Below are 14,284 nucleotides of genomic sequence, written 5' to 3' on the forward strand. Positions count from 1 at the left end.
GCCAAAACAAAATTACAGCAGCATGGACCAACCGCAACGACTATTCGATGTGATTTCTTACCAATTAGCCAACTTTCCCAAAGAGGATATGCTGGCCGGGAAAGAAAACGGGCAATGGAAAAAGTACAGCACAAAAGAAATAGCGGACCTCACTCTCAGATTCAGCTCCGGCCTGCTCAAACTGGGTATCAGACCGGGAATCAAGCAAAATGAGGAGAAAGATAAAATAGCCATCATTTCACCCAACAGACCGGAATGGATCATTACCGACCTGGCATGTCAGCAACTGGGCGCCGCGCTCACCCCCATTTACCCCACTATCAGCGAAACGGAGCTCGCCTACGTGCTGAATGATGCGGAAGCACGCATCCTCTTTGTGAGCGACAAAGACCTGCTGGATAAGATAACCGCCATGAGGGATAAATTTCCCTCCATCCGCGAAATATTCACCTTCAATAAAGTAGAAGGCGCCCGTCACTGGACGGAAGTTCCCGCACTGGCCGACCCCGCCGATTTTGAAAAGATAGAGGAAGTAAAAAAGAATATTTCCCCGGAAGAACTGGTCACCATCATTTACACTTCCGGAACCACCGGCACACCAAAAGGCGTAATGCTCAGTCATCACAACATTATGAGCAACGTACTGGCCTGCCAGCCTTACCTCCCCGTTAACAAAGAGGCAAAAGCCCTTAGCTTTCTGCCATTGAACCATATATTTGAAAGAATGGTGACCTACCTGTATCTCCGCGCCGGCGTACCGGTTTACTACGCAGAGACCATGGAAACCATCGGTGATAACCTGAAAGAGGTGAAGCCTACCATCTTTACCACCGTTCCCCGCCTGCTGGAAAAAGTGTACGAAAAGATCATGACTACCGGCCTGGAACTCAAAGGCATTAAAAGGGCCTTGTTCTTTTGGGCAGTAGACATCGGTAAACGGTATGAAATCAATAAAGACCAGGGCGCCTGGTATAACCTGCAGCTCAAACTGGCTAATAAGCTGGTCTTCAGTAAATGGCGCGCAGCCCTGGGTGGCAATATCGAGTGCATTGTAAATGGTGCAGCAGCCTGCCAGGTCCGTTTGTTGAAGATATTCACCGCCGGCGGCATTCCCATCATGGAAGGCTACGGCCTTACGGAAACCTCCCCGGTAATCAGCGTAAACCGCATCAACGTGGAAGACCGCATGTTTGGCACCGTAGGTCCCGTCATCAGCGGTGTGGAGGTAAAACTTGCGGAAGATGGCGAGATCCTCTGTAAAGGCCCCAATGTAACCATTGGTTACTATAAACGCCCAGATCTCACTGCCGATGCCATCAAAGATGGTTGGTTCCATACCGGCGATATCGGCGTAATGATCGACAACAAGTTCCTGAAGATAACCGACCGGAAAAAAGAACTCTTTAAAACCTCCGGCGGCAAATTCGTGGCGCCACAGCCCATCGAAAACAAGTTTAAGGAGTCGCCCTACATTGAACAGATCATGATCGTCGGGGAAGACCGTAAATTCACGGCAGCACTGATCATACCTTCCTTCAGTAATCTCCGCAACTGGGCGCAGAAACGCGGTATCACCGCTACCTCCAACGAAGAACTCGTGAAAAACCCGGATGTACAGGACCTGTACAAACAGGCGGTAGACAAATACAACCAGTTTTTCAGCCATATTGAACAGGTGAAAAAATATATCCTTCTCCCCCGTGAATGGACGGTAGATGGCGGCGAACTCACCCCCACCCTCAAGGCAAAACGGAAGGTAATCCTGGAGAAATTCAAAAAAGAAATCGATAGTATCTATGCCCCTGCCGGTGGAAAAGTAGATATAGAAAGTCTTTAAATATTAATTTAAAACCCTTACTTTTGCCACCCGATCCCAGGATTGGGGTAAAAAGTGATGGCCTCATAGTTCAATGGATAGAATAGAAGTTTCCTAAACTTTAGATACAGGTTCGATCCCTGTTGAGGCTACAAGGTGGTACATTTCAGGGCTGTACCCTAATGGTGTACCGGACAAAAACAATGAGACCAGCCATTATAGCCAGTCTCATGTCTAACCTAAGATCTGTAGTAGGTATACACCTGGTTGCCTTCATGGCCGGCAATCACTTCATAAACGCCGGGCGAAGTCTCTACCACATCATTTATGTTGTAAACTTTACCACAAAGGGTATTGCCAAATTTACATCCGGATAAACGGGGATCTTCACCTGTTCCGGCATATGTTACGGGGTTACCATTCGCATCAACATAAAACTTGTAGTAATCCACTAAGGGCCGGGTATTTGCTTTAGTAACAAATACACAAATAACAGAAATTCCAATAGCCAACAGGCCTAAACGGTACTTTTTCATGAGGATATATTTTTTTTTGAATAATAAAAACGCCTGGTAAAATCACGCTGTGAAATAAGCCCCCCTTCTTCTTTTTGAGGCCCAGATGCCCGTTATGGCCAAAAGCATGAATATGATATTTAACCACAAATGCCATATCCATGACATAAAGTTTATCACACCACTACAGGCACAGGGAATAACGTAATCTCCGGTTAGCATCATTACGATATAAACACTTATAGACAGGAGTAGTAGAAAAGCAGTATATAAGGCTATCAGGCGGGACCTTGGCCAGAGCAGGAAATAAGACAGCACCAGTTCCAATACAGGCAGCTGCCAGGCCATACCGGCAGCATAACCACTTATTAATGGAAAGCTGCTGAGCTGATTCCTGAATACCTGATAATCCAATAATTTTATCAATCCTGCGTAAACAAATAAAACAATCAACAATGCAGCAATAATGTTAGCAGCGTATTCTCTTTTCATGAGTATAGTCATTTTGTTTGCAGACGGAATTCCAGTGTATCCACCACATCTCCCTCTTCATTTCCTGTAATATAGAAGGGAATAAATGCAGGCGATGCGGTCATCCCCAGGGTAAGTAATTGTGCATGTTCTATCCGGGCTATATAGTTTCCGGGAGCAAGTCCATTAAAGCTGAAGAAACCATCGCTTTCTGACAGCAGGCGGGCGGCCAGACTGCCATCTTCACTGTAGATACATACTACGATGCGCCCCAGGCCTTTCCCATTCAGGTATACCTCACCCGACACTTCTCCGACCACCACTACAGGCACCTCCACGGGTTTTACACGATTGGGATCTATTATCACGCTGACCGTAGGATGTTTTAACCGCCATGCTATATTATCAAAACTGCTGCGGCGCATATCAATTAAATAATTCGAGTACGGTTCCAGTTCCAGTATACGGATAGTAGTATCCCGTTTGTTATGTATGATACGGCCGCCGTTCACCATTATCTGCAGTCCTGCAACTTTAGGTTCTCCTTTGTCACGGTGGCCATTGCCGTTCAGATCCAGAAAAGGCTGGATAACAATGCCGCCTGTACCAACACTGGTCCGGCTGGTTAGATCCATAAAGTCACCCAGTATCAAACTTCCTCTTGCGGATTGCACAAACGTACTGGTCGCATTACTACGCGAAGCGGAAAAGCCTACCTGAGAGAAAGAAAAATCATAGCGGATACCAATACTCACATTACTGAAGTTGCTTCTATAGTTCCGCTCATACGACATATTCAGGTAGCCATTTCTGAAAAAATACTTCCCCAGTTCACAGCGAGTGCCAATAATCTTTTTCTGCATATACTCATACTGCACCTGCGGCGTGATCATCAGTTGCTTTGGTAACCGGAAAGACAGGGCAAGGTTACTGTACAGATATGGATCTGATTGGCCAGCTAACACTGCATAGGTGGTAAAATTAGCTCCTACACCCAGTATTGCACCAGACATCAGCCATTCAGCAGCAGTGTATTTGGCTCCGGGTAATATGAACTGGTTGAGGGTAAGCCTGGAAAATACGGCAAGTTTGCGACCAACAAAAGTGCGGGACACTGCCAGCTTGCGTTCTTCCAGGTAATTGAAAATAATAGCCTTCTGCCCTTTTTTATACCGTGTGTAGTTTGCTTCTATAAGGAGATTGGCAGGCAGGCGCCAGGTCATCATCCCCTGTGCCCTTACACCATAAGTATAATCTCCCGAGAATAGCAGGTTGGAAGCCAGGCGCATGGAAGCACTCACAAAAGGCATGGTTTCCCCGGTGGTAACAGAAGAAAGATATTCAACACCGCCGCCAATGGTAATAAGGCGTGTAGCGCCATAGTTAAAACTTACACGGCCCAACCGGCTGTTCACACTATCTTCCACCACACCCGCGCTGGCGGTATATTCAAATTCACCATGCGGCAGAAAATTGAAAGGCACACTGATATTCTCCTCACGGAACCGCTCCTCGCCCCATGGACCGTAAAAACGAAGTTTTACAATTGTTGTTCCATATACCAATGGTACCTGGAAAGTAAAAAACCCGGACGCATCTGCTTTCGCATAATCTACCAGTTCATTGTTCACATATAATTCAACAGTCCAGTTGGGTTCTGTAAAATTACTCAGGGTATAGAAACCAAAAGTACGCCTGTTTGTAGTAGGTGTATTGGTAACCTGTACACCTACCACCGGATCGTAAACAGAAGCAGTGGATTGCGCAAATATTTTCCCGGCTATCACCTGCCGCAGGCCTTTGTGATCATTATTTACAAAACGCCAGCGGTAATATTGCTGCCTTCTCTCAAAAGGCCTGAACCTGTAATCGCTGCTATCATGCATAACGGATTGTTGTGCGCCATAGTTGTTGTAATTGAGGGCTACATTCGTTTCGCCTCCCGCAAGCGTACCTCCCAGGGACAGGCTTGCCCTTGTGTCATTTCCACCCTTTCCTCTCTGCGTGGTAACAACAGACCAGTCTGCCATACCCAATTGAAAGAGCGGATAATCCCTGCCAATCACAGTATCCGCTTTTACCTGGCCTTTCAGACGATTGATATTCTGATGCATCTGCTGCTGCCGCATTTCCCGGATAACCGGCAACTCATGTTTTGTATCCATACTAACGGACAGGTTGCGGAAGTTGAACTTACAATTCAATCCAAATACACGTCCGAAAAGTTCTGTACTCAAATAAAGACCAACAGGTGTGCTGATCAGTTCATTTTCTTGCAGTACAAATGTTTTTCCCTCATACTGGATACAATTATGGGTTTTATCAATGAGATAAATAGCCTGTTCCGTAATAAAGGTGCCGGATACAGTATCTGCGCTCCCGGATAACGTGTTCCTGATCTGTAAGAAACTGAATACATCAGAAACAGACAGATAGGCAATATCATCAACTATCAGGGCCGGCAGTTCTATTCCACCTATGCCTTGCACCATAAAGAAAATAGATGTTTCATAATACGGAGATACCTCCTGCCTGGCAAAAGCAGGGGAGGTCATACCAATAGTTTGTAGCAAAATGAAAATAGTGATACGGGATAGCACTCCTGTTATTCCTGTATAAAGGTGATCGAAAATAAACCACTATATGCGCCAGGTGGATTAGCCAGGGGACTCCCAATTGTAAGCGTACCTCCTATCCTTACCTGTGTACGGCCGGGTGATATAGCTGTGGCAATGAAAGGCGATCCTGTACTCGCGGTACCGATGTGTAACATCATAGATCCCCCGTTACTTCCGGTGAGCATAACGTCTGGTCCGTTCATAATAGTGATAAGCGTACCGGCGTTAGCATCCACTTCAATAATGCCAGGCGAAAAAGGAAAACCCAGGCCAGCCTGTACAACACTGCCTGTAACAGACCGGGAACCATCCGGATATATAATCACCGTACCACCTGAAATACCCTGATAAAAAGCACCAAAAACAAGTCCCTGTAAAGGGTTCACATAAATAGCGATTGGGCGTGGAGGCTGTTGCTGCGCCTGCATTACCTGCCAGGTGAAAAACAGCAGGATCATTACACTCACGGTTAATTTATTACACAGGATCATAGATCTCTTAATTAATTGCTGATCAATATTTTTTTTGAAAACTTCTGTTGCTGGACAAAAAAGGTAACAATGTACACGCCATTCCTAAACTCTGAACCCAGGTCATGATAGCCATTACCATAAAGCTGCTTCCGTAATATTACCTGCCCCAGCATATTCGTGATCATCACATCACATACTTCTCCCCGCATCTCTCCAATATGCGCAAGCAATTTGCCGCCAGCCGTATAAGCATTGAAAATAGCCGTGGGCGCTTCTGGTAAAATATCCGGGTCTTTCACACGGAACACCAGGAAAAACCGGTTCTCATATCCGCCGGCATTCAGGTAAAGACGGTAACCGGGATGTTCTTCCAGATCCTGTCTTATACCGGTTTTTGAGTCATAGAGGTATATGTGCTGTCCGTAGGGAATACGTTCCAGGTCAGATGCATTAAAGGTGATCCATCCGGCCCGTTCGGTTTTAAGACCCAGCTGTATTACATCTGCACTGTCTTTCATACCAGGCCAGGAACAAATAGAAAGCCGCGCGGCATCCGGACTAATCACATATAAACTTGGTACTTCCCCATCTGTATTCATCAGCTTGAGGGCATCCATTTCTGTATCAAAAGCCTTCGTGGCATTATCATCAAAATAAACAACCATAGGATCTGCTGCTGTTACATCATCCTTGAATCCTGCTGTTAACCTCAGCAATGGAGATGTTAGCGGAATAAGCCGGTGAAAATCAGGCAGCAGGTTATTAAGGCGTGCGTTATTATTAACTGACAACGTTGCAGCAACAGGAAATGTCCCTATGGAAACATGCACAAAAAATCCCTGCATGGCAGCAATAACATGACCGGCAATTCCATCACTGGAAACGCCATTGATATAAGAACTGTAGGTTCCCGTATATTGATTACCAGCGCCCGTATTAAAGTAGTATAACGCGTTGTCAATATTAGTGCGGCTCCATCCTGATGCCGTATTCCAGTCTATAGGTGACGGATACGGATTACCTGCCAGGTTAAAGCCCAGGGTGTAGGGTTGATTATGATTGTATAACGTAGCCGAGGTAATTGTATGGTTATTCACCACTCCTGTAATATCCGCCGTTTTAGCTGTGGAAGATGCGCCCATGTTAGCGGCGTATCCCTGCATAGGTGTGAGCGTATTGGAAGTATTGGTATAACGCACCCAGCCGGAAGAAGGCAGGTTTTCATCATAGCGGTAAAATGCAGGGAAGGTCGCGTTAAGATTTACATCATCCGAAAACTCATTGACGGTAGCTGCCTGAAATGGTGAGCTGAAATATCTGTATCCGAAACCAGATGACAGGTATCGTTGCATGTCGATGTTTCCCAGCACCTCTCCGGTTCCACTGCCATCAATCAAGGCTGTTTGTGCAGCAGTAGATAATAAGGTCAGATTTCCATTTGCCTGAAGGGTGCCGTTGCTTAAAAGAATGGCCTTCAGGGAATGCCCGGTTGAGCTGATAGTAGTTGTACTGCCCGTTGCGATAGTTATATTATTAAAGGTAGTCGCCGATGTTCCTGCAATGACCTGCGTTGTTCCTGCGAAAACTATTACTCCATTGTTATGAACAAACGTACCATTGTTTGCCCAATTAGCTCTTAGCACGATGCTGCCATCACCGGCAATAACATAGGTATTCGACGCAATTATAATTCCCTGGCTGTAGGCCATTACAGGTAGGAACAGGAATAAAATATAGTAAAGCTCCAGTCGCATAGATCTTATTGTATAAGCGTTATATCAAAGATTACAGTACCCAGGAATTGGATTCCGCTAATACCTGCGCCCGAGTTAGTAAAGTTGATCAGCATGGTGTTTGTTGCACTTATCCTCGACCACGAAATAGCAACACCATCCGGCAATGAGGTGCGCGGATTTACAATAACAGTACTATTTAGTACTGCGCCCGTAACGGTTACGGTTTTAGTTACACTGGCGGAGTAAGTGATGGGAGAGGTAATATCTGTAATGGTTACGGATTTTCTGGATATGTTATTCAGCACACTACCTGCTGCACCCAGCTTAAAATTCCCTGCTACATCCAATTTGGCCGTTGGCGCAATGGTAGCAATACCTACCAATTCTCCGGCCATTATCCGCATCGCTTCATTAGCTGGCGCCGTTCCTCCTACCAGGAAAATAATATCTTTTGTTGCATTATTATTAACCATGTATAGATCATTCCCTGAAGAAATAATGTAACCATCATTAGCCTTACCGGTTTCAATGGGATTACCGGTTTGATACAGGTATCCTGAACCATTAATACCCAGGTCGATGAAGTTGGTGGTTTCCGTTCCATTATCCGCAGTAGCCACATAGTCAGAACTGCTTTGGGTTCCCGGAGAAAGATTCTGGATATTCATCTGCATGTAACTATTGATACTGCCTTTGGCGTAAAAGGCATTAACAGAAGTAGTAACGCCCATATCTACCAGGAGTTTTTCCGGATTGACAAGATCAAATGTACTCGTCCCTATACCAACGCCACCTGTTTCGCTGATACGCATCCTTTCCGTATTACTGGTAAAAAGCCGCAAATCCGATAGGTCGTTGATGCCGGAACCCATGTAAAAGGCGTTTATCCCCGAACCGGTATTAAGAGAAAAAGCTGAATTTATACGCGCCGAAAAACGCAACGAGCCCATTAGATCTCCCTTCAGAAGATTGAGTGGTGCAGCCAGGGTACCCCTTGCCTTCCGCATATGTAATCCGGCGGTGGTGGTGGTGCCATAATCATCAAACAGGTAATCATTTCCGGACTCTGAATTATCTGTTACTTTATGAATGCCTCCAAGCGGAATAGCTATTCCCAATCCTAAAGATCCGTTGGCAGTGATCCGCATTTTTTCTGTGTTATTCGTTATAAACGGCAGATCAATATTATCGATGGTACCCAGGCTCTTTGCAGTTGTTACCGTATTGCCGTTCAATGACCAGCCGGTACCGGTACCACCGGAGAGATTTATCCAGGCACTTACAGAATAGTAGTAAAACCCTTTGGTATTATCTGTCTGGTAAACCAGCAGGCCGTCTGCAGGTGAGGTAATAGCCAATCTTTGCACCTGCGTCATTCTTGGAGCCAGTAAACCTTTTGTAGTTGATTTAATATCCAGCACTGCGGTTGCCTGTCCTGTTGTATAGGCAGCATCATCTGTTACGATCACTGTTTGGGTATATCCCTTCACCCCGGTTAACATGAATACAAACAGGATGTATAGCGGTCTTATCATCATAGGAATGGTTTTAGATCCTGACTATTTCAATTGCAATTCTGCCTTTGCCAGTTGCGTGGATACAGTGCCTTTCTTTGTAGTGTAAACCACCCGGAGCATTCCCTTGTGATAATCCACACCCTGCTTGTCATCCAGATTTATATTAAACTGACGGGAGAGATTAGGTGTATAAACTGCCAGGCCGTTAACCACGCCAACCTCGCTTACTTTCCCTTTCTCTGAAATATGTATTACTGTTATGCCACCGTATATAGAAGCATTACCCGTACGGTTAAATGTCATGCTAAGGCGGTTTTCAGGAGTAAGCGTCAGCCCGGAAATATTTGCCGCAGCCCTGGTATCACCCACACGAATAATAACCGGGATGCTAATCCCAAAAACCGGGATTAATTTTACGGACAGACCAAATGAATCTTTTAAAGCACTCCTGTCCGCCAATGGTTTCTCCATCGATTCCGCCCTGAAGTATATATGAGAGCGGTATTCTCCGGGGGCAAGCTGACCGGTTTTTACAAGTTGTATCTTAATTGTTTGGGCCTCATTGGGAGCAAGTATTACACTTCGTGGAAAATAACGCAGGTTACCACTGGCAAATTGCTGTCCGGAATCCGGTTGGCTGATCTGCTTAAACGTGCCGTCTTCGTTCATTTTGATCTCGATGAAAGAGATCAGGTACCTCGCCGTATCCTTTCCGGTATTAGCCAGATTCAATTCCTGCATTCTGCTCTGACCTTCGAATACCACTCTGGCAGGTGCTATTAACAGATTGCCCTGCGCTGTAGCATTTATAGAAAAAAAAATCATGCATAGCATGATCAGGTACTGTTTCATTGGATATGTTTAGTGAAAATCTGCTAAAAAACGGATACGATGCACGCGCATCGCATCCGGAAAGAATAACTAATTATAATTTACGGTCACATCAAAAGGTGTGGCAGATACGTATACACCAGAGGGTTGAGCCGCTGCTATATTTAATGTGGCGCCTACGTTAAGGGTTTGTTCTCCTGCTGTAAGCACGCCGCCGGCTCCGGACGGTGTACTTGTAAATGTAGTTACCGTCATGGTATTAGCACCACTCGCAATAGTGACGGCAGAAACAGGTAACGTGATCGTGTAATGATAACTGCCTGTGCCAGTCACTGTAAATGAAGCGGCACTTATAGTTCCACTGGTTGAGGGCAGTGTTACCCCACCGGTTGCTGTACGCGATCCTGCCGGGGATAATACAACCGTACCGCCAGCGGTAGATTGAACGGCGACGTTGCCGAAATTCATATCAACATCTTTGGTGATGCTGATAGGTGTTACAATAGTAGCAGTGGCGGTGGCGGAAGCCGTTTCCTGTGCAGATGCACGAGTGGTAAGGCCTGTGAGCGTAACCACTGCCACGCATAAAAAAAGTGTTCTTTTCATGAATGAAATTTTAAGTAGATGTTCTTGATCAATAGGAAATAAGCATTCTAGTCTCGCATGGTTACCTCCTGTGTTTTACGTGGTTCTTCGGTTTTTTGGTTTTTTGGTTTTCTTATAGGATACGACAAAATAAATAAGGTATACAAGTATAAGGATAGGACTGGTATAGGTTATTCTTATTCCTCCTTTCTTTCACATCAAAAGTAGGTGTATGCAAAACCCTGCGCAATGATCATGATCCATTTTAAAATGATCCTGATCATCGGTTAACACCGAAGACAACATAAATAGCCTATATTACATCTATACCGTAGATCATGACTTACGCTTAAAGTGCAGGAATAAGCGGTATATAATAACGTTAACCCTCATAAGACATTATCTGCATATATGTACCATAGCCACAATATTGATTTCGATGTGCTCTTTAATTATGCCACTATGGGTATCATTATAGCAGACGGCGGTGGTTGTATCCTGATGGCTAATCCTTTCATCCTAAAGGAATTTGGATATCTTAATGCAGAGATTGTTGGCCAGAAAGTAGAGAAGCTGATACCTCACCGTTTCAGGTCGCATCATGAACAACACAGGGAAGTATACAGTGTAAATCCACGCAGCCGGCCAATGGGTGCCGGACGAGATCTTTTTGCTGTCAGGAAAGATGGAAGTGAGGTTCCTGTAGAAGTGAGCCTGGGTACTTACAAAACGGAAGATGGACAATTTGCTATTGCTTTTGTCAGGTTTTATTTCCGACAGAAAGGATGCAGAAAACGCATTGAAACAATTAAATACTGATCTGGAAAAGAAGGTGGAAGAGCGAACAGAATCCTTAACGGAAACAGTCCGGCAACTGGGAGAACAGATCAAAGAAGCAAAAGCAAAGGACGTAGAATTACAACGGGTGAATAATTTTCTGAATGTAGCGCTTGAAAAAGAAATAGAGCTGAACGAGTTGAAGTCCCGTTTTGTTTCCCTCGCTTCTCATGAATTCAGAACACCGCTCAGTACAATCCTGTCTTCCGCCTACCTGACCAGTAAGTATGAAGAGCTGGCTGAACAGCCCAAACGGGAAAAACATATCCAGCGGATCATCTCCTCCGCAAATCTGCTGACAGGCATTCTCAACGACTTCCTTTCCGTAGGGAAGATCGAGGAAGGGAAAACAAGCGGGAAGAAAATCAGGTTCAACATAGAAAAGCACATCGATACCATTATAAGTGAAATGGACGGCCTCAGGAAAAAGAATCAAAAGATCGTATACCGTCACACGGGTAATGTTTTTGTACTAACGGACCCTTCCCTGTTAAAACACATTATGCTGAACCTGGTATCCAATGCTATTAAATTCTCTCCTGCGGATGGAGAGGTCGTTATACAAACAACTATCTCAAAAAAACTGCTGGTGATATCTGTCAGCGACAATGGCATGGGCATCCCCACATCAGATATGCAACATTTGTTTGAGCGGTTCTTCAGGGGAAGTAATGTATCTAATATACAGGGTACCGGTTTGGGTTTGCATATTGTAAGGAAATACGCTGAGATCATGAATGGCACTATCAGCTGCAGAAGTGAAATAAATAAAGGAACTGAATTTACGATCACTATCCATCTTTAAATTGGTTTCTACGTGAAAAAGATATTAATTATAGAAGATAATATTGAAATCCGTGAAAATATCGCGGAGATACTTGAACTGGCCAGTTATTCCACCCTTACCGCAGAGAACGGAAAGGAAGGCATGGAAATGGCCATTGCGCAATTACCAGACCTGATCATCTGCGATATTATGATGCCGGTACTGGACGGATATGGGGTATTGCACATGCTTCATAAAAATAAACGCTTAAGGAATACACCTTTCATTTTCCTTTCCGCGAAGTCAGAAAAGCCGGAAATCCGGAAAGGGATGGAAATGGGAGGAGATGATTACATCACTAAACCCTTTAATACTACAGAGCTTCTAAAAGCCGTAGCCTGCCGGTTGAAAAAAGCGGAACAGATCAGCAAGGAATTACCTCCTACCCCCAAAGGCCTGAATACGCTTATTCAAACAGCTGCCAATAAAGACAGCCAGGAATCCATAAAAGAGGATAGTAATGTGCAGAAGTATAAAAAGAAACAGGAGGTGTACCTGGAAGGTCATCGTCCCTCTTCCCTTTATTATATCATGAAGGGGAAAATCCGCACCTACAAACGAAATGACGAAGGAAAAGAACTGGTGATCGGTTTATATAATGAAGGTGATTTCCTGGGATATACTGCCTTACTGGAACAGCGGGTTTATAATGAAAACGCAGAAGTGCTGGAAGATGCGGAGCTGGTGATCATTACCCGGGAAGACTTTGAATCCCTTCTTTTTAATAATTTAGGCATCCTGCACAAGTTCATACAATTGCTTTCCCGAAACGTTACAGAAAAGGAAGAACAATTACTGGGGATCGCATATAACTCTCTTAGAAAAAAAGTTTCTACCGCTTTATTATCCTTATATAAGAAATATAATTCTTCTGAAAATGCCAATTACAGTATTGATATGAGCAGGGATAGTCTCGCAGCCCTGACGGGTGTAGCTAAGGAATCATTGATCCGTACACTGGGTGATTTCAGGGATGAAAAACTCATTTCTATTAAAGAAGGGCTCATTTTTGTCCTTAACAGGAAGAAACTGGAGTTAATTTTAAACTGACGACTTTTCATTTATTTTGCTCTCAATAGCAAACTCCAATGCTTGCCAAACCAAACCCGCACCTATTTTGTTATTAAGTTATGCCACGTCGCCATAACCCCGATCAACTGACCTTATTTCCGCTGAATGTCGTTCCTACCACGATGGTATCCTACGCAGTTATTATTTCGCCACCCCGTAACATAATGGATCATGTCAAATTCCTGGAGAATAAAGTTTATGATCTGCTCCCGGAGGTAAAACACGGACAATATTCAAAAGCACATATCTCCCTGCTGAAATTAACATCAGAAGAGAATGACACCTCGATCATCAACCTCGTCAAAAATGCCGTATCAGCTTTATCTTCCTTTGAAGTTCAGTTGAATGGATGCAACATTTTTCCACATGGATACACTTCCGACTCACTGGTTTTACAGATCGGTAATCCCCAGCCAATAATTGATGTCCATAAATCCTTGTTTAAAGCGCTTAAGCGGAAAACACCAAAGATGACACCACACATGACTATAGTAAAAGAAGTACCGCATAATAAGCTCCGCAAAACAGATCTCTCCGCATTCGATTATCACAATTCCTTTCTATGCACAAAAATTACTATTCTAAAGAAAACGGCTGGTGATAAACAGTATGATAAACTCTTTGAAGTATTTCTATCCGATTAATAATTCGCTTGCCCAATATCCAGCCGGTTAATTCTCCCGTCCTTATCGATATGAAACTTAAAATAAGTTTTAAAATCTCCCCATTGATCGCTGTGAAACAGGCCATACACATCCATTCCGTTATTCTCTACTTTATCGATACTTGTAAAGCGTTCATGTCCAATGGCTTTCTGCCAGAAGGATTTAAAATCCATTTTATTTCCATCGTCAAACAGTTCTGCTTTATCAGCAAATAAGGCAAACCATGTTTTACTGTCGTTTGTTTGCAGGGCGTTGATCGCCTGTTTCACCGTGGCATGCGTGAGTTTATCTGTATTCATGGTACGACTTTTTTGCTGCGCAAA

The 14,284-nt window shown here is 44.3% G+C and carries 14 protein-coding genes and 1 tRNA gene; 6 read left to right on the forward strand and 9 right to left on the reverse strand.

Annotated features, from left to right (window positions below; translation table 11 throughout):
- Positions 1 to 22: 22 nt before the first annotated feature.
- Positions 23 to 1,837, forward strand: coding sequence for an AMP-dependent synthetase/ligase (locus tag QFZ51_RS01180; protein ID WP_429042352.1), 1,815 nt, complete (start codon positions 23 to 25; stop codon positions 1,835 to 1,837).
- A 59-nt stretch (positions 1,838 to 1,896) separates the two neighbouring features.
- Positions 1,897 to 1,968 (forward strand) — tRNA-Arg (locus tag QFZ51_RS01185).
- An 87-nt stretch (positions 1,969 to 2,055) separates the two neighbouring features.
- Here QFZ51_RS01185 and QFZ51_RS01190 read toward each other — a convergent pair.
- The 8 genes from QFZ51_RS01190 to QFZ51_RS01225 all read right to left on the reverse strand — a co-directional run bounded on the left by QFZ51_RS01190 (position 2,056) and on the right by QFZ51_RS01225 (position 10,583).
- Entirely contained in the window at positions 2,056 to 2,352 is a 297-nt protein-coding gene (locus QFZ51_RS01190) for a hypothetical protein (protein ID WP_429042354.1), read from the reverse strand.
- A gap of 42 nt (positions 2,353 to 2,394) precedes the next feature.
- Complete coding sequence (locus QFZ51_RS01195) at positions 2,395 to 2,823, reverse strand: MauE/DoxX family redox-associated membrane protein (protein ID WP_429042356.1); 429 nt, start codon at positions 2,821 to 2,823, stop codon at positions 2,395 to 2,397.
- Between the two features lie 8 nt (positions 2,824 to 2,831).
- Complete coding sequence (locus tag QFZ51_RS01200) at positions 2,832 to 5,357, reverse strand: hypothetical protein (protein WP_429042358.1); 2,526 nt, start codon at positions 5,355 to 5,357, stop codon at positions 2,832 to 2,834.
- 50 nt (positions 5,358 to 5,407) lie between these two features.
- Positions 5,408 to 5,911 carry a DUF4402 domain-containing protein gene (locus tag QFZ51_RS01205; RefSeq protein WP_429042359.1) on the reverse strand — a complete coding sequence of 168 codons (504 nt, stop codon included), beginning with the start codon at positions 5,909 to 5,911 and terminating at the stop codon, positions 5,408 to 5,410.
- An 11-nt stretch (positions 5,912 to 5,922) separates the two neighbouring features.
- Entirely contained in the window at positions 5,923 to 7,647 is a 1,725-nt protein-coding gene (locus QFZ51_RS01210) for a T9SS type A sorting domain-containing protein (RefSeq protein ID WP_429042361.1), read from the reverse strand.
- Between the two features lie 5 nt (positions 7,648 to 7,652).
- A complete protein-coding gene (locus QFZ51_RS01215) occupies positions 7,653 to 9,167 on the reverse strand; it encodes a hypothetical protein (RefSeq protein ID WP_429042362.1) in 1,515 nt (504 codons plus the stop codon).
- Positions 9,168 to 9,188: 21 nt separating this feature from the next.
- A complete protein-coding gene (locus tag QFZ51_RS01220) occupies positions 9,189 to 9,998 on the reverse strand; it encodes a hypothetical protein (protein WP_429042364.1) in 810 nt (269 codons plus the stop codon).
- Between the two features lie 69 nt (positions 9,999 to 10,067).
- Positions 10,068 to 10,583, reverse strand: coding sequence for a DUF4402 domain-containing protein (locus QFZ51_RS01225; RefSeq protein ID WP_429042366.1), 516 nt, complete (start codon positions 10,581 to 10,583; stop codon positions 10,068 to 10,070).
- 390 nt (positions 10,584 to 10,973) lie between these two features.
- On the opposite strand from QFZ51_RS01225, the gene QFZ51_RS01230 reads away from it, so the two are divergent.
- The 4 genes from QFZ51_RS01230 to QFZ51_RS01245 all read left to right on the forward strand — a co-directional run bounded on the left by QFZ51_RS01230 (position 10,974) and on the right by QFZ51_RS01245 (position 13,940).
- A complete protein-coding gene (locus QFZ51_RS01230; RefSeq protein ID WP_429042368.1) occupies positions 10,974 to 11,381 on the forward strand; it encodes a PAS domain S-box protein in 408 nt (135 codons plus the stop codon).
- A complete protein-coding gene (locus QFZ51_RS01235; protein WP_429042370.1) occupies positions 11,362 to 12,204 on the forward strand; it encodes a sensor histidine kinase in 843 nt (280 codons plus the stop codon). The genes QFZ51_RS01230 and QFZ51_RS01235 overlap by 20 nt, the downstream gene beginning before the upstream one ends.
- Positions 12,205 to 12,216: 12 nt before the next feature.
- Positions 12,217 to 13,275, forward strand: coding sequence for a response regulator (locus QFZ51_RS01240; RefSeq protein WP_429042372.1), 1,059 nt, complete (start codon positions 12,217 to 12,219; stop codon positions 13,273 to 13,275).
- A gap of 80 nt (positions 13,276 to 13,355) precedes the next feature.
- Positions 13,356 to 13,940 (forward strand): 2'-5' RNA ligase family protein, encoded by a 585-nt coding sequence (locus QFZ51_RS01245; RefSeq protein WP_429042374.1) that lies wholly within the window; start codon positions 13,356 to 13,358, stop codon positions 13,938 to 13,940.
- Here the strand turns inward: QFZ51_RS01245 and QFZ51_RS01250 are convergent.
- A complete protein-coding gene (locus tag QFZ51_RS01250; protein WP_429042376.1) occupies positions 13,937 to 14,260 on the reverse strand; it encodes a hypothetical protein in 324 nt (107 codons plus the stop codon). The genes QFZ51_RS01245 and QFZ51_RS01250 overlap by 4 nt on opposite strands.
- Positions 14,261 to 14,284 lie beyond the last annotated feature (24 nt).

It is taken from the genome of Chitinophaga sp. W3I9 (assembly GCF_050434025.1).
GTDB lineage: Bacteria > Bacteroidota > Bacteroidia > Chitinophagales > Chitinophagaceae > Chitinophaga.

Bases quoted from the DNA above. Each gene is read 5' to 3' on its own strand.
- QFZ51_RS01180 (WP_429042352.1), top strand. From the start codon at position 23: ATGGACCAACCGCAACGACTATTCGATGTGATTTCTTACCAATTAGCC.
- QFZ51_RS01190 (WP_429042354.1), bottom strand. From the start codon at position 2,352: ATGAAAAAGTACCGTTTAGGCCTGTTGGCTATTGGAATTTCTGTTATT.
- QFZ51_RS01195 (WP_429042356.1), bottom strand. From the start codon at position 2,823: ATGAAAAGAGAATACGCTGCTAACATTATTGCTGCATTGTTGATTGTT.
- QFZ51_RS01200 (WP_429042358.1), bottom strand. From the start codon at position 5,357: ATGACCTCCCCTGCTTTTGCCAGGCAGGAGGTATCTCCGTATTATGAA.
- QFZ51_RS01205 (WP_429042359.1), bottom strand. From the start codon at position 5,911: ATGATCCTGTGTAATAAATTAACCGTGAGTGTAATGATCCTGCTGTTT.
- QFZ51_RS01210 (WP_429042361.1), bottom strand. From the start codon at position 7,647: ATGCGACTGGAGCTTTACTATATTTTATTCCTGTTCCTACCTGTAATG.
- QFZ51_RS01215 (WP_429042362.1), bottom strand. From the start codon at position 9,167: ATGATGATAAGACCGCTATACATCCTGTTTGTATTCATGTTAACCGGG.
- QFZ51_RS01220 (WP_429042364.1), bottom strand. From the start codon at position 9,998: ATGAAACAGTACCTGATCATGCTATGCATGATTTTTTTTTCTATAAAT.
- QFZ51_RS01225 (WP_429042366.1), bottom strand. From the start codon at position 10,583: ATGAAAAGAACACTTTTTTTATGCGTGGCAGTGGTTACGCTCACAGGC.
- QFZ51_RS01230 (WP_429042368.1), top strand. From the start codon at position 10,974: ATGTACCATAGCCACAATATTGATTTCGATGTGCTCTTTAATTATGCC.
- QFZ51_RS01245 (WP_429042374.1), top strand. From the start codon at position 13,356: ATGCCACGTCGCCATAACCCCGATCAACTGACCTTATTTCCGCTGAAT.
- QFZ51_RS01250 (WP_429042376.1), bottom strand. From the start codon at position 14,260: ATGAATACAGATAAACTCACGCATGCCACGGTGAAACAGGCGATCAAC.